This is a genomic window from Lapidilactobacillus bayanensis (genome assembly GCF_003946695.1).
Classification (GTDB): Bacteria; Bacillota; Bacilli; order Lactobacillales; family Lactobacillaceae; genus Lapidilactobacillus; species Lapidilactobacillus bayanensis.
Genome location: NZ_RHOX01000013.1, coordinates 24808 through 43318 on the forward strand (window position 1 = coordinate 24808; position 18511 = coordinate 43318).

Annotated in this window: 26 protein-coding genes and 1 other RNA gene; 13 read left to right on the plus strand and 14 right to left on the minus strand. The window is 39.7% G+C overall.

Translation table 11 applies throughout. The features are described from left to right. Nucleotide 1 precedes the first annotated feature (1 nt). The 6 genes from EKM65_RS06330 to EKM65_RS06355 are packed head-to-tail and all read right to left on the minus strand — an operon-like array spanning nucleotide 2 to nucleotide 2627. Entirely contained in the window at nucleotides 2–259 is a 258-nt protein-coding gene (locus EKM65_RS06330) for a hypothetical protein (RefSeq protein WP_125606773.1), read from the minus strand. Beyond that, nucleotides 256–1425, minus strand: coding sequence for a DUF2800 domain-containing protein (locus tag EKM65_RS06335; protein ID WP_125606775.1), 1170 nt, complete (start codon nucleotides 1423–1425; stop codon nucleotides 256–258). Before EKM65_RS06335 ends, EKM65_RS06330 begins: the two co-directional genes overlap by 4 nt. After that, entirely contained in the window at nucleotides 1425–1793 is a 369-nt protein-coding gene (locus EKM65_RS06340; protein WP_125606777.1) for a hypothetical protein, read from the minus strand. Before EKM65_RS06340 ends, EKM65_RS06335 begins: the two co-directional genes overlap by 1 nt. A gap of 51 nt (nucleotides 1794–1844) precedes the next feature. Further along, entirely contained in the window at nucleotides 1845–2039 is a 195-nt protein-coding gene (locus EKM65_RS06345; protein WP_125606779.1) for a hypothetical protein, read from the minus strand. Continuing rightward, on the minus strand, nucleotides 2033–2353 hold the full coding sequence (locus EKM65_RS06350; protein ID WP_125606781.1) for a DUF771 domain-containing protein: 321 nt from the start codon (nucleotides 2351–2353) through the stop codon (nucleotides 2033–2035). The genes EKM65_RS06345 and EKM65_RS06350 overlap by 7 nt, the downstream gene beginning before the upstream one ends. Before the next feature lie 58 nt (nucleotides 2354–2411). Continuing rightward, the gene (locus EKM65_RS06355; protein ID WP_125606783.1) at nucleotides 2412–2627 is read right to left on the minus strand and encodes a helix-turn-helix transcriptional regulator; all 216 of its coding nucleotides are present in this window, start codon (nucleotides 2625–2627) and stop codon (nucleotides 2412–2414) included. A gap of 219 nt (nucleotides 2628–2846) precedes the next feature. On the opposite strand from EKM65_RS06355, the gene EKM65_RS06360 reads away from it, so the two are divergent. From EKM65_RS06360 to EKM65_RS06375, 4 genes are all read left to right on the plus strand, one after another. Continuing rightward, nucleotides 2847–3155, plus strand: a complete 309-nt coding sequence (locus EKM65_RS06360; RefSeq protein WP_125606785.1) for a helix-turn-helix domain-containing protein — start codon at nucleotides 2847–2849, stop codon at nucleotides 3153–3155. After that, nucleotides 3155–3562 (plus strand): ImmA/IrrE family metallo-endopeptidase, encoded by a 408-nt coding sequence (locus tag EKM65_RS06365; RefSeq protein ID WP_125606787.1) that lies wholly within the window; start codon nucleotides 3155–3157, stop codon nucleotides 3560–3562. Before EKM65_RS06360 ends, EKM65_RS06365 begins: the two co-directional genes overlap by 1 nt. A 95-nt stretch (nucleotides 3563–3657) precedes the next feature. Beyond that, nucleotides 3658–4131: a hypothetical protein gene (locus tag EKM65_RS06370; RefSeq protein ID WP_125606789.1), complete on the plus strand. Its 474-nt coding sequence runs from the start codon at nucleotides 3658–3660 to the stop codon at nucleotides 4129–4131. Nucleotides 4132–4238: 107 nt separating this feature from the next. Continuing rightward, nucleotides 4239–5336 carry a site-specific integrase gene (locus EKM65_RS06375; RefSeq protein ID WP_125606791.1) on the plus strand — a complete coding sequence of 366 codons (1098 nt, stop codon included), beginning with the start codon at nucleotides 4239–4241 and terminating at the stop codon, nucleotides 5334–5336. A gap of 124 nt (nucleotides 5337–5460) precedes the next feature. On the opposite strand, the gene ssrA is transcribed toward EKM65_RS06375, so the two are convergent. Next, nucleotides 5461–5828: a transfer-messenger RNA gene (gene ssrA, locus EKM65_RS06380) on the minus strand. A 156-nt stretch (nucleotides 5829–5984) separates the two neighbouring features. On the opposite strand from ssrA, the gene EKM65_RS06385 reads away from it, so the two are divergent. Further along, nucleotides 5985–7346: an amino acid permease gene (locus tag EKM65_RS06385; protein WP_125606793.1), complete on the plus strand. Its 1362-nt coding sequence runs from the start codon at nucleotides 5985–5987 to the stop codon at nucleotides 7344–7346. A 54-nt stretch (nucleotides 7347–7400) separates the two neighbouring features. Here the strand turns inward: EKM65_RS06385 and EKM65_RS06390 are convergent, their stop codons facing one another. From EKM65_RS06390 to EKM65_RS06400, 3 genes are read right to left on the minus strand one after another with little or no spacing between them, the layout of a single operon-like run. Beyond that, nucleotides 7401–7862 (minus strand): hypothetical protein, encoded by a 462-nt coding sequence (locus EKM65_RS06390; protein ID WP_125606795.1) that lies wholly within the window; start codon nucleotides 7860–7862, stop codon nucleotides 7401–7403. Nucleotides 7863–7880: 18 nt separating this feature from the next. Then, entirely contained in the window at nucleotides 7881–9074 is a 1194-nt protein-coding gene (locus EKM65_RS06395; protein WP_125606797.1) for an acetate/propionate family kinase, read from the minus strand. 20 nt (nucleotides 9075–9094) lie between these two features. Continuing rightward, on the minus strand, nucleotides 9095–10105 hold the full coding sequence (locus EKM65_RS06400; protein WP_125606799.1) for a class I SAM-dependent methyltransferase: 1011 nt from the start codon (nucleotides 10103–10105) through the stop codon (nucleotides 9095–9097). Nucleotides 10106–10302: 197 nt separating this feature from the next. On the opposite strand from EKM65_RS06400, the gene comGA reads away from it, so the two are divergent. From comGA to EKM65_RS06435, 7 genes are read left to right on the plus strand one after another with little or no spacing between them, the layout of a single operon-like run. Next, the gene (gene comGA, locus EKM65_RS06405; protein WP_125606801.1) at nucleotides 10303–11283 is read left to right on the plus strand and encodes a competence type IV pilus ATPase ComGA; all 981 of its coding nucleotides are present in this window, start codon (nucleotides 10303–10305) and stop codon (nucleotides 11281–11283) included. Then, nucleotides 11237–12265, plus strand: a complete 1029-nt coding sequence (locus EKM65_RS06410) for a type II secretion system F family protein (protein WP_125606803.1) — start codon at nucleotides 11237–11239, stop codon at nucleotides 12263–12265. The genes comGA and EKM65_RS06410 overlap by 47 nt, the downstream gene beginning before the upstream one ends. Nucleotides 12266–12267: 2 nt before the next feature. Further along, the gene (gene comGC / locus EKM65_RS06415; RefSeq protein ID WP_125606805.1) at nucleotides 12268–12567 is read left to right on the plus strand and encodes a competence type IV pilus major pilin ComGC; all 300 of its coding nucleotides are present in this window, start codon (nucleotides 12268–12270) and stop codon (nucleotides 12565–12567) included. Next, nucleotides 12564–13013 carry a prepilin-type N-terminal cleavage/methylation domain-containing protein gene (locus tag EKM65_RS06420; protein ID WP_125606807.1) on the plus strand — a complete coding sequence of 150 codons (450 nt, stop codon included), beginning with the start codon at nucleotides 12564–12566 and terminating at the stop codon, nucleotides 13011–13013. The genes comGC and EKM65_RS06420 overlap by 4 nt, the downstream gene beginning before the upstream one ends. Next, on the plus strand, nucleotides 12994–13194 hold the full coding sequence (locus tag EKM65_RS06425; RefSeq protein WP_125606809.1) for a hypothetical protein: 201 nt from the start codon (nucleotides 12994–12996) through the stop codon (nucleotides 13192–13194). The genes EKM65_RS06420 and EKM65_RS06425 overlap by 20 nt, the downstream gene beginning before the upstream one ends. Beyond that, on the plus strand, nucleotides 13184–13738 hold the full coding sequence (locus EKM65_RS06430; RefSeq protein ID WP_125606811.1) for a hypothetical protein: 555 nt from the start codon (nucleotides 13184–13186) through the stop codon (nucleotides 13736–13738). Before EKM65_RS06425 ends, EKM65_RS06430 begins: the two co-directional genes overlap by 11 nt. After that, nucleotides 13698–13913 (plus strand): hypothetical protein, encoded by a 216-nt coding sequence (locus EKM65_RS06435; protein WP_125606813.1) that lies wholly within the window; start codon nucleotides 13698–13700, stop codon nucleotides 13911–13913. The genes EKM65_RS06430 and EKM65_RS06435 overlap by 41 nt, the downstream gene beginning before the upstream one ends. Nucleotides 13914–13953: 40 nt before the next feature. On the opposite strand, the gene EKM65_RS06440 is transcribed toward EKM65_RS06435, so the two are convergent. Beyond that, entirely contained in the window at nucleotides 13954–14688 is a 735-nt protein-coding gene (locus EKM65_RS06440; protein ID WP_125606815.1) for a YebC/PmpR family DNA-binding transcriptional regulator, read from the minus strand. Nucleotides 14689–14788: 100 nt separating this feature from the next. Continuing rightward, the gene (locus EKM65_RS06445; protein ID WP_164506849.1) at nucleotides 14789–15319 is read right to left on the minus strand and encodes a VanZ family protein; all 531 of its coding nucleotides are present in this window, start codon (nucleotides 15317–15319) and stop codon (nucleotides 14789–14791) included. 209 nt (nucleotides 15320–15528) lie between these two features. Here EKM65_RS06445 and EKM65_RS06450 point away from each other — a divergent pair, with 209 nt between their 5' ends. After that, nucleotides 15529–16758: a DUF4097 family beta strand repeat-containing protein gene (locus tag EKM65_RS06450; RefSeq protein WP_125606819.1), complete on the plus strand. Its 1230-nt coding sequence runs from the start codon at nucleotides 15529–15531 to the stop codon at nucleotides 16756–16758. Nucleotides 16759–16848: 90 nt separating this feature from the next. On the opposite strand, the gene sfsA is transcribed toward EKM65_RS06450, so the two are convergent. Together sfsA and EKM65_RS06460 are read right to left on the minus strand one after the other, a co-directional pair. Next, a complete protein-coding gene (gene sfsA, locus EKM65_RS06455) occupies nucleotides 16849–17556 on the minus strand; it encodes a DNA/RNA nuclease SfsA (RefSeq protein ID WP_125606821.1) in 708 nt (235 codons plus the stop codon). Between the two features lies 1 nt (nucleotide 17557). Beyond that, nucleotides 17558–18364, minus strand: coding sequence for a Cof-type HAD-IIB family hydrolase (locus EKM65_RS06460; RefSeq protein ID WP_164506850.1), 807 nt, complete (start codon nucleotides 18362–18364; stop codon nucleotides 17558–17560). Between the last annotated feature and the right edge of the window lie 147 nt (nucleotides 18365–18511).

Genomic DNA, 18511 nt, shown 5'->3' on the forward strand with positions numbered 1-18511 from the left:
ATTAGTTTTCTCCTTTAATGTTGTTGTGTTCATTAGTTAGTTGTTCGATTACTGAGCTTAATATTAGGAGCTTGTCTTCTTTGTCTTCCAGCCGTTCGAGCTCTGTAATAAGACCCATAGCGAGCATTGAAACAGTGAGTACTGGACTAGCACCATTTGAATCAACGCCTGCACCCTCAAAACTTGCGCGGACATGGATATCGACGCCGTCGGCCAATTCTGCAAAGCCCTTTAATACGTCTTTATCAGTTAATTTCATTCGTCTTCCTCCGAGAAATCTGCTACTGCTTGTGCCGTGCTATTGAGTGCCGGTCGTTTGTCTGTATCGGGTACCAACGTTGGCTTGCCTGTTGGCTTAACAATCAAGCCGTTCAAAATGTCATCTAGATCTTTACCAACGAGCTTTTGTAGATTGGTTAATGTTTGAAGCTCTTTAGGCTTAAAGACATCTTTGAAGCCTGCTTCGGCTAATTCCTCCGCTGCTCTAATTGGATCAGTAATACGTCGGTTACTTCGACCTTCAACAACCTTAAAGCCTGGTACTTGCTTGCCATGGCTCATAATCTGATCAGTTGTGTAATCCTTAACTGCGTTTAGCCATTTTTCAATACGAGGGGCAACCTGTAGAATGTCGGCTAGTTCGTCATCAGTCAGAGTATTAGCTTCTTTGAATTTATACTTGCGAATCTTAAGATTCTCTTCGGCCAATCGCTTATCGAAACCAGCAGCTTTATAGAATGTCCAAGTTGCAGGGTCTTCAAAGTCCCAAGGGCCCTCACCATTTAACGCGGCGTCTGCAGCTGGTTTAACCACTTTGTCTCCCCAATCAAGCAATTCCCTCGTACTAATTTCAAAAGTATCAAGATTACCGAGTCGCGGTTGATCAATGGTCATTCGTACTGTTGTGAAGTCATACAGCATTCCTAGAAAGTCGATAGCTCCTAAGGCGTACAACATCATCTGAACGTTGTGATCAGCACGAACCTTAACGCCCTTGCCATATTTCAAGTCCCAGATTGATAACACTTGATCGTTGACCAGGATAGTGTCACTCGTACCAAAGCCACCTGGCGCCCATTTACCAAAGTCAACATGCTGTTCCAAATATGAGATAGCTTCCGGCATTGAATTGAAATCTTCTAGAACCGCATCAGTGTGTTGATCTGCGTACTCCTCCATTGACTTACCGTAAAACTCTGACTTCTTTTTTAGCTGATTAACTTGTCGGGTGTAGTAGGTTTTCTTGATTTTGCCTAGCGCTAACTTAAGTTTGAGTTCAACTAATCGATGGGCGTCGGTGCCTTCTTGGGCATAGGGACTAGTCGTGTCCGGAAGCCCCTCTTCCATCCAGAGGCTCGGCGGATTGTTAATCCACTTACCAGCTCCAGACGCTGATAATCTTGCGTGTGATGTTGGACTAGCCATTAGAGTGCCTGCACTTTCTTAAGAAACGCACTGTAATCGGTAGTTGCAAGCTCTGATAACTTATTGACCCCGAATTGTTCAAACAAATCTTGAACTTCATCGCGTTTTTCCTGTAAGATTGGAACAAGGGCTTTCTTGATGTCGTTCTTTGTGACTTCTTCAACCGGTGTTTTTGGTTCGGGTTCGGGCTTAGCCTCTTTCTTCTCTTCCGGCTTCGCTTCGGATTTTGGTTTTTGTTCTGGCTTAGCTGCACTTACTTCTGAACTTTCTGGTTTCCAAACCGGTAAGACTAGGGATTGGGTTAGCTCATTAACCGAGTCCATAACTTCTTGTGTCGTATTACCTGTTATTTTGATTTCAATTGTCATAATTGGCTCCTTCTGTGGTATACTAACCACGAATAATATTTTGTTTTGTCGCTACTTCTCACTGCCATGAGAGGTAGCTTTTTTTGTGCCGTTTCCGAAAAAGTACTCAGAGTTAAAGGCTATTGAAGCCACTAGAGCTCCTAGTAGCGCTGTACTAACTCCGAAACGAATAGCACCTGGTATGACCATGCCTACTAGCATCATTACAATTCCAAGCATTAATTTACCGTGTTTCATCTTTACCAATTGAACTCACTCCAGTGTTTGTCGATAAACTTAGCCATTTCGTATGCTTTGAATTTCCAGGGGCTTCCCTGCTTACCGTGATGAATTATCAGGCGTTCGTCTAACATACGTTGAATTTCATGGCTGTATTTGGGATTGTAGAGAATATTATCTTCAATCCATCCTTTTGACTTATTGCCCAGCCAATCTCTTAAATCAGCCATGTTCCAGGTCTTGCCGATTAATGAATCGCCATTGCCAAGTTGATCTGTATCAACAACTTTGAAATTAGATGGCAATTCAATCGTTGCGGTAGCTTTAATTGTTTGTGGCATTTTGTTTACCTCCTAACGTATATTTGTTTGCTCACCTTTTGTATTGATGATTTAATGGCTAATCCTCCTTTGATTTGTTTTTACGTCTCTTGGTGAAGATTAATTGTTCAACTGGAACTCTTAGATATTCAGCTACCTGAACAATTTGACCAATCTTTGGTTCAAACTCATTCCAGCGATTCATAGTTCCGTTAGAAAATCCCAAGTCTTTTTCCATCTTTCTAATGGATACTTTTTGTTTACTTGCTATATCTTTGATTGTGTCGTAAATCATTCCGTAACTCCTTTCTATAAAATTAATAAAACAGTTGCGTTTTGTAGAATGATATTCTACAATTAAGGCATAGAAAACAAACCAACTTTTATCTTCCATTGGCGTGGTGTATATGTTGTTGGCTTGTCTTAACTACAAGAACAAGTATATAGAATTATATTCTACAAGTCAACACTTTTGTAGTTTATTTTTCTACGTTTGTTCGTAAGGGTGATAAGAATGTCTATATATCAACGTATTAAGGACCTTGCTGGTCAAAAAAATATTTCAATTCGTGAATTGGAGCATATTTTAAACTTTTCAAACGGTACTGTAAGCAAGTGGGATGATAATGCCAATTCAGAGAAATTACAAAGTGTAGCTGATTTTTTTAATGTTTCTACCGATTACTTGTTGGGTCGAGATAAACCTGTTGATAAGCGTGTAGACCTTGCTGATGATGACGTCATTATGACTTTTGAAGGTAAAGAGATACCACCAGAAGACGTTGAATTAATGCGCCGTCTATTGCGAGGTGGAAAGAATTAATGGACGAAAATCTACGATTGGTTTTAAATTATGCAATGGATCACCAGATAGGATTTCAGTGCACTGATGTTCTATCACCTATTACACCTTGTGGTAGCAATCCTAAGCGGCGTATGATTCTGATTAACACAAATTTTCATGATAAAGCTCAGCTTCCCTATCAAGCTGCACACGAAGTAGGGCATGTTTTAAATCAAGATGAGGGCTGCTTGTATATGTTTAGCTACTCTAAAGCGTCTGCGGAAGGCGGCGCTAATAAACGAGCAATAGATATTCTTGTTCCTTTTTATTTTACCGATATTAATCAGGAAGATGCTAATGTCCAACGATTTCTTGACGCCTTTCATATTCCTGGAAAGATGACAGATTGGGCAGTTGATAGTATCGCCAACTTTTATGACAAATAAAAAAATACCCTACCCGCCGCAAACAGGTAGAGTACGTATGAATAACTTGAACAAATCTATTATACCAAATGCATTTTGGTATTGGAGGGATAGTTATGAAAAAGAAGTCATGGGTCACGGGAATAATTATTGGGTTTGTCGTGATAGTTGCTGGGTCGCTACTATATACAAATCATCAAAAGCAAGTCGATATTGCCGAACATTCTGCACCATATTATGCTGATGCAAACAAGAAAGTTGTTCTCTTAAGCGCTTCTCAAGATAAGCTCAATGATTATCAGGAAGAACAATTCTACAGCATTGCGCGCGGTACTATAGACGGCGAAGTACGTGATGGAATATCAGATAAGATGGACGACAAAAGTCTTTATGTAGAAAAGGTTAAGGGTAAGGGACGTTATTATATCGAATACGTTTCACGCTGGGACACGGGTTTCTTTAAACAAAATTTCACTACTTCTTTTGTAGCAAAACTAGAGACAGCTGACTTTCGTAAAAGCGATACCTTTACAACGTATCAATTCCAATCAGATTTAACAGATTTTGTTAACGAAAATGATCCAGATTAATAAATAAAAAGGCCATATCCCCCACTCGCCAAAGTAATGGATATAGCCAACCAAAAAGTACACGCCTTTTGTGTACCCTAATTATATCAGATTAGGAGCGTGATAGAATGGCAAGTTTTAGAAAACGTGGTAAAAAATGGGAAGCACGCATTTCATTCAAAGATAAAGATGGCGAGTTTAAAACTAAATCTAAAGGCGGCTTTGCCACTAAAAAGGAGGCACAGTTGTTTGCCAATGAAAATGAAGTCTTAGCAATCAACGGTGAGTTATCAAGCACGCAGCCTAAACTGTTTTCTGAATACTTCCAGAACTGGTATGAAGTCTATAAAGAAGCAACCATCCGTGATCGTACCAAGTCAACTTATAATAATGCTCTTATGAATTTAAAGAAACACTTCCCCACGCAAACAATTGAAGAAATCAGTCGTGAAGACTATCAACATTTTCTCAATGATTTTGGGGCAGATCACTCCAAGTCTACAATATCTAAACTCAACTCACTCTACCACGCTTGTGTTAGAAACGCTGTCTATGATGGTGTTATCAAACGTGATTTCATTCAAGGAACGCAAATTGTCTACGACCCAAAAAGAACTTGGACAATCGAATATTTAAGTATTGATGAAATCAAAAGTATCATTGCTTATATCGTTGATAATGCTAGTCATAAATATGTATCACAGTATATGATTTTAACCGCCTTAATGACCGGTATGCGCTCTGGTGAGATCGGTGGCTTAACTTGGGACAACATCAACTTTAAAGACAGCACAATAACAGTTAAACGGTCTTGGCACGATGTTAAGAAGCAATTCGAACCGCTAAAAAACGAATCATCGTATCGAACAATTCCGGTCGATAAATGGTTATTAGATATTATCGATCAGTTACCTAAGAATGACGGATTGAACCGAGTATTCGTTAATCAAGGTGCTGTCCCTACCTCCACAGCGGTAAATAAATCACTTCGTAAAATACTTAAACATCTCAATATAGGACGTAGCGGTTTTCATTTTCATAGTTGCCGTCACTCACACGTGGCCTATCTCCTATCCCAAGGAATAGATCTATACGCCATATCAAAACGTCTTGGCCATAATGACATGACAATCACCGCTCAAGTTTATGCTTATCTAATTGATGAATACAAAGCTAAGACAGACGAGCAAATAATTAAAGCGTTGGATGGATTACGACCAAATTGACCAAAATTTGTCCAAAATAATTTTATTTTCTCATGTTTTCTAATGCTAAATACAAAAATAGAAACCAGCTAAACATTGAGTTAGCAAGGTTTCTATTTTTTTAAAAACATTCTTATTGTTACTGAAATGGAGGCGAGGGGACTTGAACCCCTGTCCATAGATACTGCCACGTCAACTTCTACATTCATAGCTGTACAATTTAAGATTTAATCAACAACGCGCGCCGCACCGCATGGCTAACCGTTGTCGACGAGTTTGATCATCTCTTCTTACTTATTCAAACAGCACAAGTAAGCGTAGCCTATTCAATTTGAGACCCTAAATCTGAGTTCTAGGCTAACCCAGCAGGATCACGCTAGCTGTGTTTTAGGCAGCTAATGCGTAAGAATTTTCTTTGTTTGCAGTTATATTTAACTGTAACGTTTTAACGTAGACGTAACCTACGGAATGCGATTCACGCGCAGATACCCATGTCGAATCCGAAACGCCCCCGAATTCATTAAATATTATAGCATGACTAGACTGAAAAGAACACCAACAGTTATCGCCCTCAAAAATTGCCACAAATTGGCGACGCTCATCTCGACATGAATTATCTGCATCTTTGTCAACTACATTTTAGTTTATACTAGAATTAGGAGTGATGATATGAAAAGAGAACCGAATATTCAACTGGCGCGTAACTTGAAGAATCGTCATGTACAGTTAATTGCAATTGGAGGCACAATTGGCACCGGATTATTTCTTGGTGCGGGACAATCGATTCATTTAGCTGGACCGGCAATTCTCCTAGCCTATTTAGTGACGGGAATTATTTGTTTTATTTTAATGCGTGCGCTGGGCGATTTATTATTATCTAATCTAAATCATCGCTCATTCATTGATTTTATTCGCGATTATTTAGGACCAACTGCTGGATTTGTGGCTGGTTGGACTTACTGGGTCTGTTGGCTGGCAATCGCCATGTCTGAAGTCACCGCTATTGGTCTCTATGTCCGCTTTTGGTTACAAAACGTTCCTCAGTGGCTGCCTGGCTTAATTGTGTTAGTAATTTTGTTAGCACTAAATTCAATCACTGTCGCCCTATTTGGTGAAACGGAATTCTGGTTCTCAATGATTAAAATCGTTGCGATTGTTGCCTTAATTGCAATTGGTGCTGTTTTAATTGCAACGCATTATCAAACACCAGTTGGTCACGCTAGTTTAACTAATCTGGTTAATTACGGTGGTTTCTTTCCCACTGGCTGGCATGGTTTTCTATTAGCTTTTCAAATGGTTGTCTTTAGTTTTGTAGGGATTGAAATGGTTGGATTGACAGCATCCGAAACACAAGATCCCAAGACTGTTATTCCGAAGGCAATTAATGAGATTCCGCTGCGTGTCATTTTATTTTATCTTGGCGCCCTTTTCGTCATTATGTGTATATATCCTTGGTCAAAGATAAATCCCAACGCTAGTCCTTTCGTGACGGTTTTTAGCAGTATTGGCATTAAGTCAGCTGCCAGTATTATTAATTTCGTCGTCCTAACTGCTGCGGCTTCCGCCTGTAACAGTGCCCTATTCTCTGCAGGACGAATCCTATTCTCATTAACTCTACACCATTCTAATCATCAATTACGAAAATTGGGTAAGCTTTCTAAAACACAAGTACCGGCACCCGCGTTAGTTTTTTCTGGACTGATTATTGCCATCGCCGTCTTATTAAATCTTGTGATACCCGATGATGTTTTCACATTGGTTTCTAGCGTGGCAACGACGTGTTTCTTGTTTATCTGGGGTGCTATTATTGTGGCTCATCTACGTTATCGTAAAACTGCAGCGGGTCAGGTCAGCAAGTTTAAAGTCCCAGGCGCGCCATTCACTGACTATTTAGTCTTAGCCTTTCTCACTTTTGTCGTCATTGTCTTATTAATGAACCACAGTACTTTAATTGCACTAGTTGTTGCTGTTATCTGGATAGTCTTGTTGGCAGTTCTTGGTAAATGGTCCCAGCAACAAGCACATCATTGAAATAACAAAAGAGTCAGCGATAAAATAAATTATCGTTGACTCTTTCTATTTTATTTAGAGTTTATTTTGAGCAATTTTACTTTCAGCAAAAGCTCGAATTTCATTAACATCGCCGCGCAACATCAGAACGCGTGAACGTTTCATGAAATCTGTCGCCGTTAACTTAGCAAACTGACCATTAGGTACCGGCTCAACCGTGACTGTTTTAATATTACGCCAATCAACTAGACCATTAACACTCAATGAGATGAAGGCATAACGCTCCCCTAAGCCTTTGCGTAACAAGCCCCAAGTTAGAATCGTTAAGGCAATCGCTAACACGACCATATTACGATTAACATCGGTATGGGTGGCGCCAAGTAATAGAACAACGATTAAAGCTGCCAACACAACGCCAAGTAAAGCTCGCCAAGCTGAAAACGCAGTTCGATACTTCAATCGCGTGCTGTTTAAGATTAAAATTACCAAATCAAATAAACAAATTAAAATGGCCATGACTAAAAAGTTTGTGGACATTACTGACCTCAGTCCCTTTTAAACTAATCCAGTAAGTTGAACAGTATCCCGGACAATCATTAATTCTTCATTCGTTGGCACGATTAAAATTTTGACCTTAGAATCTGGTGCAGAAATAATACGTTCCTCTGCTTCAACCTTGTTAGCCTCTTCATCCAATTTAGCACCGATAAAGCCAAGTTTATCAATGACCATCTTGCGAATTGGAATAGAACCCTCACCAGTACCTGCAGTAAAGACGAGCGTGTCCACACCGTTCATTTCGGCAACATAACTACCAATATACTTAATCAGACGGTTAACATAAACATCAATCGCCAACTGTGACTCTGGACGTTCTTGGCGTGTCTTCAACAAGTCGCGCATATCTGGAGAGAGACCAGAAATACCCAGTAAGCCAGATTTCTGATTGAGGATGTCAATCATCTCGTTCACGTTAGTAATATTTAGTTTACTCATTAAATAAGCAACTAATGAAGCATCAATATCGCCAGAACGCGTACTCATTGTTAATCCAGCTAATGGTGTGAAGCCCATTGAAGTATCAAATGACTTGCCATCTTTGATCGCAGTAATCGAAGCACCACTTCCTAAATGCATGGTGATCATTTTTTGACTTTCTAAAGGCACCCCTAAGATTTCTGCAGCTCGTTGAGAAACATAACGGTGACTCGTACCATGAGCACCATATTTACGAGCGCCGTATTCTTTGTAATAAGCCAATGGCAGACTATATAAGTAGTTAACTTTGGGCATTGACGTATGGAATGACGTATCAAAAACTGCTACTTCTTTAGCATCTGGTAACGCTCTTTGGAAAGCCGCAATCCCTTTAGCCTCGTTGGGATTATGCAATGGCGCATAATCCGAAAGTTCAAGAATCTTTTGCATGTTCTCGGGTGTGACTTCTGCTGATTCCTTAAAGAATTCACCACCAGCAACAACACGGTGGCCTACACCCTTGATTTCATTGATGTTATCAATAATACCAGATTCAGATAAACGCTTTAATAACAAATTAACGGCGACATCTTGGTCCGGAATATCAATGTCTTCTTTAGTCTTCTTCCCGGCAAACTTAACAATGAATTTTGAACCGGGTAATCCTAAACGATCAACCATCCCTGAGGCAATTTCAGTTTCCTGAGGCATTTCAAATAATTTCCATTTTAAAGTTGAACTTCCTGCATTAATTGCTAAAACTTTTACCATGATAAACGCTCCTTGTTTTCTTAGATATGATTTTCGCTCGCCCATCCTTGTAACTTGCCGGCAAAATCACGAAGCCCGGTAATATTGTTCAAGTCTGGTACGTTGGCAATCATGACGTTCTTTGCTTGTTGCGCCGTTCCGCCATGATTTTGTAAAACTAAAATTGCTTTTTGTGCCGAATTATCCTGAAAGACATCCTTAGGTAAACTCAGTAAACCTTGAAGATAAACTTTCGTCGTCGCCCAATGCAATAAATCTGTTGCCTCGGACTGTTCAAAAAGATTAGCCGGTACAATGAATAAGCCTAAGCCGCCTGCCGCTAATGTTGTCATGCTCTGCTCAATCAACAGATAATGAGCAAAAGAGTGACCACTTTTAGCTTGCAGATCGAATTTCTCCGCACGTGAATCAACGGGATAATAACCGACAGGTAGGTCAGCAACCACCACGTCAGTACGCGCAGGCAATAACCAAGGTGTTAACGCATCTTGATGCATTAACGTCACATCAAGATGTAAATATTCGGCAAAAACTGCCGCCAACGCCAACAAATCGTCATTATTATCAATACCAAATAATGAGAGCCGTCGTCGCTCAAACGCAAATTGATGCACAATGTTAAACAACAAATTACCAGTACCAATAACTGGATCTGCTATGACGAGTGGTTGTGTTCGATCCGCTTTAAAAATATTGATCAACAAACTTAAGACCAAACCAATCGAACTTGGCGTGGCTTGCAAGTTTGTATTGAGACGATCAACTTTTTGTACGCGAACCAGCAACAATTGAAACAGTGACAACAAGTCAACCTTTGATAACTTTAACAAATCAATTTGTTGATACAACTGATTTAATTCTTGAACGGTTGCAGGCGTTGGTGCGCCGTTTTCAACATGAATATCATGTCGTCGTAAATTATCTAAAGTTTCACTCAAGGCAGATAAATAATCACTCTTTAGTGCTTGTTGTAAGAGTGTCACTGCTTGGTCAACCAATTCATAGGAACTTTGAATTTTTTTTGGATCCATAATAAAAAAGTCACTCCAATCACTAGTGCCTATGCTTTAGTTTACCGATAACTTTATCGATATGCAAGCATTTTCAAAACGATTATGACGCGGTTTATTAAATTTACAGTACTTCTGTTATTTTCAAACATTTTCTTTAAACTTGCAAGTTACTTTTCTATTTGCTCGTGTATTTAAACCATGAAGGAGGTGAAAATGTGACGATTGCAAATGATGTTCATGACCTGGTGACGACAGCATTGACGTGCAACTACAACGATTTGTTCTTCAAACCATTAGTGGATGGCTGGCAATTATTGGGACGCAACGTTCAGGCGACCACCCAGATTAAGCAGCTCTCACTTGAACAGGGTCAGACCATGATCAATTATTTAAAATTTCAAGCGCAAATGGATCTCAGTGAGCACCGCCGCCCACAAATCGGTGCTTGGCATTATCATCATGATGAGTTAGGCGTCGATTTACGTTTGGCAACCGTCGGTGATTATTTGAATCGCGAATCACTAGTGATCAGATTTCTCAGCCAAAAGATTGAACACTGCCAATTCATTAATCCAGAGCGTTATCAAGAATTACGAGCCTTATTAAATCGACGAGGTTTGCTGGTTTTTGCCGGTCCAACTGGTTCGGGTAAAACTACCCTAATGTATCACCTTGCCCAAGAGTTAAGTCAACAGGCGACGGTCTTAACCATTGAGGATCCGACAGAGATTGTTGAACCTAATTTCATTCAGTTACAGGTTAATGAAGAGGCGCAAATGACTTACACGGCCCTATTGAAAATTAGTTTGCGCTTGCGGCCAGATATTTTGGTGATCGGTGAAATTCGCGATTCAGAAACTGCCGCAATCGCAATTCAAGCAGCGCTGAGTGGCCACTTAGTTTTAGCAACCATTCATGCCCGCTCAGCCAGTGGTGTTGTTGAACGATTGTTGGATCTACAGATTAATACTTCAGCGTTAGCCAACAGCTTAACTGCCAGTTGCTACCAACGACTTCTACCGACCACCGATAATGAAACGCTCAAGCTTGCAATTGACCTACTAACACCAACAGAAATTGCCGCCGTCATTCAACAGCCAACACAGCAAACAAACAACTGGTGGACAGATTTGCAAACCGCACAAAAAAATGGTGTCATCACAGAAGAAACACTTCAAAACTACCGCTGGGGCTAGTTCAAAGGTCAAGAAACTACGCACCGATCAAGTGATTGAGCTTCTAGAATTAAGTGGTCAATTATTAGGCAATGGCTATCCGGTTCAAGACGTTATCACTTTTGCCGACCGTTTAAAGATTGTTTCAGTAGCACAGGGCGAACTAATGACGCAATCTTTAAACAACGGTGCAAGTTTGGCACAAACCCTGGCCACAATTATTGATCAACCCAACTTAATTATGCAGTTAGAAATTGCAGATCAACACGGCGATTTAGCAACCTGTTGTCAAGACAATGCGCACTTCTTACGCGAACAGCGCAAGCAACTCAAACAACTGCATAGTTTAATGGCTTATCCACTCATTCTATTAGTTATTATGAGTGGACTGGTGGTATTTATTCAGTTGGTTCTTAAACCCCAATTACAAAGTCTACTGCCCACAAAGTCACCATCTAAGTCAACTATCTGGCCTTGGGTTTTGTTGATCGTTATCATCGTGCTAATCGTGATTTACTGTTTGCAAATTTCGCGTGAAAAATGGCGTTATTTAGTTCTACACTTACCCATTTTGCAACGCCTTTTTCGCGCCTACTATAATTTTGTGTTATTCACAGACTTGGCACACTTACTAGGTAGTGGTTTATCACTTCAAGAGATTTTAAACTTCGTCAACAGTTTCAATAACCGTTCGCTCCAAACCTTCATTGCTCATCAAGTAACTGCGGAGTTGGAAAAAGGCACAACTTTAGATGTCATCATTCAACAGGAACCGCTCTTACCCCCAGAATTAGAATTACTATTAGCTAAAGGTGATACCAAAACGTTTAAAACATTGGAATTAAAAATTTTAGCACGACGGAACTTTACAGAATTAGAACGGCGCTTAAAAACATTAATTGAACAAGTGCAACCTCTTTTATTCATCGTGATTGCCTTAATTATCGGCGCCTTATATTTACAAATTTTAATCCCCATCTACGATATTATGAAAGGAATTTAGTCATGAAAATTTCCCCACTGAGAAGTAAAAAACGAAACGGCTTTACCTTAATTGAAATGAGTTTAGTACTTCTGATCATTGCCATGCTTTTGATCGTGATGTTACCCAACTTAAATCAGCAAAAAAATTCAGCGCAGAAAAGTGTCAATGCGGCTTTTGCAAAAAATATGGAGACTCAAGTGATGCTCTATGAAAGTGAAACAGGCAAATCCGCAACTTGGAGTGATTTAGAAGCCAGTGGTTATATCACCGACGAACAAGCGAAAAAAGCGGGCGATCTGAAGTTAGAAATTCCTAAATGACTGCCAGAAAATCAGGAATCAGCCCAGCCTTCACACTTGTTGAAATGTCCTTAACACTCTTTATTCTGTCTAGCTTGTTGCTGATCGGCACACATTATTATCGCCCACCTACAGCCAAACTTAGCGAAGAGCTAGCCATTAAAGCCTATAAACGGGCTTGGGATAGCGCAGTTAATTATAGTGTCACTCATCAGACCAACGTTTACATCGTCTATGACAAACCGAATAAGATTGTCCGTTTCGAAACCGGCGAAAAGGACTGGCAACGCACGGTTCAATTTCCTCCTTCTATTACGTTCGGAAGTAATGCCACATTTTTAGCTTCCATTGTTGATGGTAAAACCAAAAAACCGATGACAATTGTCTTTATGAACAATCGTGACGGTGAATACAAATTGACAGCACAACTATATTGGGGGCGCTTAAATGTTAAAACCTCATCGTAAAAATGGTTTTATTTTGGTCGAGAGTATGCTTTGTCTATTAAGTTTATCAGCAGTTAGTCTATCTCTAGCGCAAACCATTGTCAGTGGCGAAAAGTCGGTCGCGGTTTCTCAGAACAAATTAACAAAGGTGCGCCAAGAAAATCAGCGCTTAAAAGAGGAAATTGCTAATCATGAAACGTAAACGTGCTGCTTTTACCTTAATTGAAACGGTATTTGCTGTTTTTATTCTCTTGTTAATCTGTCAACTAGCCGTTTGTTCATTGAACACTGGCCTAACCATGACTCGAAAAATGACTAAACTTAAAGAAGATCCAGGAATTCCCGCGGTTCAACTTGAGCATTTCTTAAACGATGCGAGACTTCAGACAGAATTCTGCGAACCTACTAAATTAAGTCTGCGCCACCAAAATGGGAACACTTATAATCTCAGAAAGTTAGGTGGGATTTCTGGAACAGAATTGGTTTTTGGTAATGAATCTGATCTAGGTTATATGCCGCTATTTTATGAAGTGCGAACGGTAAAGTTTGACTATCACGAGCCACTTCTTTCATGTAAATTGATCACAACAAAAAGCCAAGAAGAAACATACTATTTCCTCATTGACCCCGCCACTGATGAAAAGCCTGCGGACGACACTGAAAAAGATGATTCATCAAAGGATAACGAAAATGAAGATGAGCAACATGAAACCGATGCAAAGCAAACAAATCTTAACGAAAGTTGATGGCAGTATAACCCTACTCACTTTGATGATCATGACGTTTTGTGTGCTCGTCATTGGTTATGCGCACAGTTATTATCGACAAAAGAATGATAATTTGCAGAATCAATACTATTATTATGAACAGCAAAATCAACAGTTGCGCAAACTAGTCGAAACATCATTAAAAAAGGATTGAGACAAAATCATGTCTCAATCCTCACTACATACAAATCAAATTAGTCTTCGTCTGGTAATTCTCCGGCATGATAAACATTTTGAATATCATCATCATCTTCCAGAAGATCGATCATCCGTTCAAATTGTTCAATTTTATCAGCAGGAACAGGTGTTGTATTTTCTGGAACCATTGTCAATTCAGCACTGGCAAATTGATAGCCTTTTGCTAGTAATGAATCACGAACAGCGGCAAAATCTTTAGGATCAGTGTAGATTTCAAAAACATCATCGGCCGTTTGTAAATCATCAGCACCAGCATCCATAACATCTTCCAACATTTGATCTTCATCAGCATCTGTTGTTGTCCGATCAATGGCAAAGTAACCACGACGATTGAACATATAACTGACGGAACCAGTTGAACCCAGGTTACCCCCGTTACGAGTAAATGCTACTCGAACGTTAGATGCTGTCCGATTCTTATTATCAGTAAGTCCTTCGACTAGAATAGCAACACCGCCTGGTGCGTAACCTTCATAAGTGACTTCTTCATAGCTTTCGCCATCGCCACCTTGCGCTTTTTTGATGGCGCGTTCAATATTGTCCTTAGGCATATTGGCAGCACGTGCTTTATCCATCACCAAGCGTAATGAAGGGTTATTCGCGGGATCAGGATCACCACTCTTTGCAGCCATGTAAAGTTCACGAGACAATTTCTGGAAAATTTTCCCACGTTTTGAATCTTGTGCATTTTTACGGCCTTGAATATTATGCCACTTTGAATGTCCTGACATTCGCTTCTCCTTCTTTCATTAGCAAACTTGGTTAAAACCGTTATTAATCATATCAAAATCAAGTTGCTTGCGCAAGTCCAGCAACGTAATTGTCAAGATTTTAACGTGATTTAGGAACCGAATAATGATGCTGCTTCTTTTCAGCACGACGTTCTAATATCCGCACAATAATTGACGCAAGTATCACACCACATAATACCCCAATTGAATCTAACATCACATCTTGAATCATTGGTGTCCGATCACCGGTTAACAATTGATGAAATTCATCAGTGGCCGCGTAGCCGGTACAACTTAACCAAATTAGTATGGCTCGGAACCATTTATTCGGCACCCAATTAGTAAGTCCCCAATAAGCAAATAATCCTAATAGAAAGTTACTACTAAAATGTGCTATCTTGCGCAGAATAAATTCAATCATTTCAGTGAAGCCTACCGTTTTAACTGAATAAATACGACCCCCGTAATTAATTTCAACAGGATCCAGCCACCGATGTAACCAATTCAAATTGAGATGTCCTAATTCTGGCGTTACGGTTTGTTGTTGATAGGTCATAGATGAACTAATAAAGATCAGAATCATAATGAGAATTGCTAAACAAAAATAAATCTTTTTCCACTTATGGCTCATAAACATCCTCCAACTAGATTAACCTGGGGTAATTCCTAATTGATTCATTTTAACATATCCGATTTCATCAGGATCAACAAAAGACCAATCATTGCCGTCATTTTTGCACGATTAACCGCTTTTTCTTCCGTCATTCTCCAATTTGTGCTAAATTAAAGCTGTTCAAGTTCTACACAATCCAGATTTTAATCCCTGAAAGAAGACTATCTATGTTTCCTGAATTAGAAAAAGCATTACGCAAGCATTTCGCGCCTTATCAGAACAGTGATGAAAATACGCAACTATTTACCAGCATTCTCATTGATTTAACTGAAAATACTAAAGAAAAAATCACCAATGGTGTCCCTGAAAAGCAAGCATTGGCTGAAGCTATTGCTAGTTTAAATGATTTGGACGACTTATTAAAGACGATTCAGACACAAAGTAGTGGTACAAGTATTGATAGCAAACAATTAACGCGATTTTATGACCGCTTCTTTGCGACAAAATTAGTCAATTCACTGACGGTTGATGTAGCCCAACTTAATCAAATCATTCTAAATTATCATACTGCCACAATTATTGTCACTGAAACACAACAAAAAACGCTCATCATCAATGAATACATGAACCATGATCGACCATCATTGTATGCCCAACAACACCTTGATGGTGATAAAGTTAAAATTGAACAAAGTGCGCGTGGTGGTGCATTTGCTTTTATGCGAATTCGAGTTGAAATCGCAATTCCCAAATCATTCACTGGTTTTATTTATCTCAACGATAAAAGTGGCAGCATGCTGCTCAACGATTTAACCAGTCATTATATTCTCGATTGCAGTACCGACAATGGTTCAATCATTGCGCACAATCTTGACCTGGCCCAAATTCATATTCAGGCAAAATCTGGTTCTGTTAAAACCGCCTTTTTGACCGCCGAGCAAATCGTCTTGCGCAGTACTAGTGGTTCGATTCAATTGATTCATAGTCATGGAACAACTGTGAACAGTATGGTTAGCACGAAAACGCGTAGCGGCGATATTTTATTAGAACATCTTGAGGCTAGTGAAATTAATGCTGAAAATCGCAGTGGCAATATCACGTTGAACTTTGCTAACGCTGACACCTTTAATTTGCTAGATCACAGTGGTCGTGTGGCGGGAACTGAATTATCCGGTAGTGGTCGTTTTCAGTCCACTAGCGGAACAGTAACATTACGCTTCAAACAGGTCAATCGCGATATTTCAGCTATTTCCAAAAGTGGTTCGATCAGAATCGGTTTACCGTTTGATAGTGAATATAGCTTTAAAGCTAATACTACTAATGGCAATGTTTTTCTACCCTATGACACGCAATACAATGCCGGCAGTAACCGCCGGCAAAAGAGCGGCCAACATGGTAATAAGCCAAGCTTTAATCTAACCAGCAAAACTGTTAGTGGTAACATTCAGATCAACTAAATTCTCGATAATTCTTAATTTAAATGAAGGCACAAAGATGATAACGACTTTTTAAGTGGTCGATTATCATCTTTGTGCTCTTCTTTTCGTTTAAAAAATTTGCTCTAAGTCAAATTTAACCGGTTGTCGTAGTGTAATTGTTGCGGGCGTTACATCACAATCGTAGGCTAGAACTTGTACGCCGGCTTGTTGAGCAGTTTTAATTGTTGCAGCCAATTCCGATTGTAGCTTAGCGTTAATCGTCAGTGCGTCTATTCCGATCATTTGGACAATAAAGAGCAAAAATGCCTGATAACCTGATCTTTGTGCGGTAGTTAGGGTATGAACATGCTTCAAGCCCCGCGTGGTAACAGCATCAGGAAATGCGGCCAAACCATTGCGTTCAAGTGTCACACCTTTAACTTCTACGAAAAATTTGCGATCATCAACAAAACTACCAGCGATATCTAACCGCGAATCCAGATAAACAACCTCTCGTTGCACCGTCTTAATTTTTGGAACACCAGGTAATGTGATGAGGCCACTTTGCAATCCATTAGCTGCTAAATCATTAGGAATTTGCGAATCAATATTAATCCAATTACCATTTTTATTAACAGCGATTAAATCGTAGGCCGTCTTGCGCTGAGGGTTATGATTATGGGTTATGGCCACAGTAACACCGGGAATTAACAACTCACGACATTTACCGGTATTCTTAACATGAACCGTAACTTGCTGATCAGCCAGCTGACAAATGGCAATAAAACGATTTGGACGTTCTTGAAAAATTGCTAGACTCACTTCAGGATATTCCATGTTAGTCACCGAAAACTTTCAGCAAAGCTTGGGCAACGCCACCCTCATCATTAGTCGCTGTGACAAATTTAGCGATCGACTTAACTTCAGGGATACCATTTCCCATTGCTACTGGTAAACCGACATAATTCAACATGGCTAAATCATTCTTCTGATCACCAATTGCCATAATTTCAGAAGCGTCGATCTTCAATTGAGCCGCTAATTTTGCTAGACCAGACGCTTTAGTGGCAGATTTAGGCATCACATCAATATAACCACGATCTGACAATAAAAAGTTGTAGCGATTGGTCATTTCGACTGGCAATTCCTTTAAGAAGTGGTCAATTTTATCAGGTTCATCAATAAACATACACTTAGGAATTAACAAATCCTGCGGTAATTCAGCCACACGACGAATTTTAATTGGTAGGTTCAACAAATACGACTCGGTTGTTACAACCGTACTAATGTCATGACTCGTCGTATAAATTGCTTGATCATTTTCGATATCCAAATTAACCGCGTATTGCTGGGCCAATTTTTCCAAAACTAAATAGTCGGCAAAGCTAAAAGATGTCCGTGATAGAATTTTCCCGGTCACACTCTGAACTAAGGAACCGTTGAAGGCCACTACATATTGATCAGCACCAGTTAAATCTAATGCCGCCAATTCTGACTGTAGGCCTGACAAAGGTCTTCCAGAGGCAAGAACGACTTTAACACCGCTAGCACTAATTTTTTTGATAACCGGAATATTCTGTGGTGCGATCACATGCTGAGAATTTAATAAGGTGCCATCTAGATCGATTGCGACTAACTTAATCATTTCAAAAATACACTCCATTTTCAGAAAAATAAAAGGACACGTCCATTATAGCAGGAACGGTCCTTTTTGTAGAATATCGTTATGAAAGCCGAGACAAAAATCTCAGCTGCTTTGCTGCAGTGCATTGTCAGAAGAAAACATGAGGTC

Bases quoted from the DNA above. Each gene is read 5' to 3' on its own strand.
- EKM65_RS06430 (WP_125606811.1), top strand. From the start codon at position 13,184: ATGAAACGTAAACGTGCTGCTTTTACCTTAATTGAAACGGTATTTGCT.
- EKM65_RS06360 (WP_125606785.1), top strand. From the start codon at position 2,847: ATGTCTATATATCAACGTATTAAGGACCTTGCTGGTCAAAAAAATATT.
- EKM65_RS06425 (WP_125606809.1), top strand. From the start codon at position 12,994: ATGTTAAAACCTCATCGTAAAAATGGTTTTATTTTGGTCGAGAGTATG.
- EKM65_RS06335 (WP_125606775.1), bottom strand. From the start codon at position 1,425: ATGGCTAGTCCAACATCACACGCAAGATTATCAGCGTCTGGAGCTGGT.
- EKM65_RS06450 (WP_125606819.1), top strand. From the start codon at position 15,529: ATGTTTCCTGAATTAGAAAAAGCATTACGCAAGCATTTCGCGCCTTAT.
- EKM65_RS06390 (WP_125606795.1), bottom strand. From the start codon at position 7,862: ATGTCCACAAACTTTTTAGTCATGGCCATTTTAATTTGTTTATTTGAT.
- EKM65_RS06355 (WP_125606783.1), bottom strand. From the start codon at position 2,627: ATGATTTACGACACAATCAAAGATATAGCAAGTAAACAAAAAGTATCC.
- EKM65_RS06445 (WP_164506849.1), bottom strand. From the start codon at position 15,319: ATGAGCCATAAGTGGAAAAAGATTTATTTTTGTTTAGCAATTCTCATT.
- EKM65_RS06350 (WP_125606781.1), bottom strand. From the start codon at position 2,353: ATGCCACAAACAATTAAAGCTACCGCAACGATTGAATTGCCATCTAAT.
- EKM65_RS06375 (WP_125606791.1), top strand. From the start codon at position 4,239: ATGGCAAGTTTTAGAAAACGTGGTAAAAAATGGGAAGCACGCATTTCA.
- EKM65_RS06400 (WP_125606799.1), bottom strand. From the start codon at position 10,105: ATGGATCCAAAAAAAATTCAAAGTTCCTATGAATTGGTTGACCAAGCA.
- sfsA (WP_125606821.1), bottom strand. From the start codon at position 17,556: ATGGAATATCCTGAAGTGAGTCTAGCAATTTTTCAAGAACGTCCAAAT.
- comGC (WP_125606805.1), top strand. From the start codon at position 12,268: ATGAAAATTTCCCCACTGAGAAGTAAAAAACGAAACGGCTTTACCTTA.
- EKM65_RS06420 (WP_125606807.1), top strand. From the start codon at position 12,564: ATGACTGCCAGAAAATCAGGAATCAGCCCAGCCTTCACACTTGTTGAA.
- EKM65_RS06460 (WP_164506850.1), bottom strand. From the start codon at position 18,364: ATGATTAAGTTAGTCGCAATCGATCTAGATGGCACCTTATTAAATTCT.
- EKM65_RS06370 (WP_125606789.1), top strand. From the start codon at position 3,658: ATGAAAAAGAAGTCATGGGTCACGGGAATAATTATTGGGTTTGTCGTG.
- EKM65_RS06365 (WP_125606787.1), top strand. From the start codon at position 3,155: ATGGACGAAAATCTACGATTGGTTTTAAATTATGCAATGGATCACCAG.
- EKM65_RS06395 (WP_125606797.1), bottom strand. From the start codon at position 9,074: ATGGTAAAAGTTTTAGCAATTAATGCAGGAAGTTCAACTTTAAAATGG.
- EKM65_RS06340 (WP_125606777.1), bottom strand. From the start codon at position 1,793: ATGACAATTGAAATCAAAATAACAGGTAATACGACACAAGAAGTTATG.
- EKM65_RS06435 (WP_125606813.1), top strand. From the start codon at position 13,698: ATGAAACCGATGCAAAGCAAACAAATCTTAACGAAAGTTGATGGCAGT.
- EKM65_RS06330 (WP_125606773.1), bottom strand. From the start codon at position 259: ATGAAATTAACTGATAAAGACGTATTAAAGGGCTTTGCAGAATTGGCC.
- EKM65_RS06410 (WP_125606803.1), top strand. From the start codon at position 11,237: ATGGTGTCATCACAGAAGAAACACTTCAAAACTACCGCTGGGGCTAGT.
- EKM65_RS06385 (WP_125606793.1), top strand. From the start codon at position 5,985: ATGAAAAGAGAACCGAATATTCAACTGGCGCGTAACTTGAAGAATCGT.
- EKM65_RS06440 (WP_125606815.1), bottom strand. From the start codon at position 14,688: ATGTCAGGACATTCAAAGTGGCATAATATTCAAGGCCGTAAAAATGCA.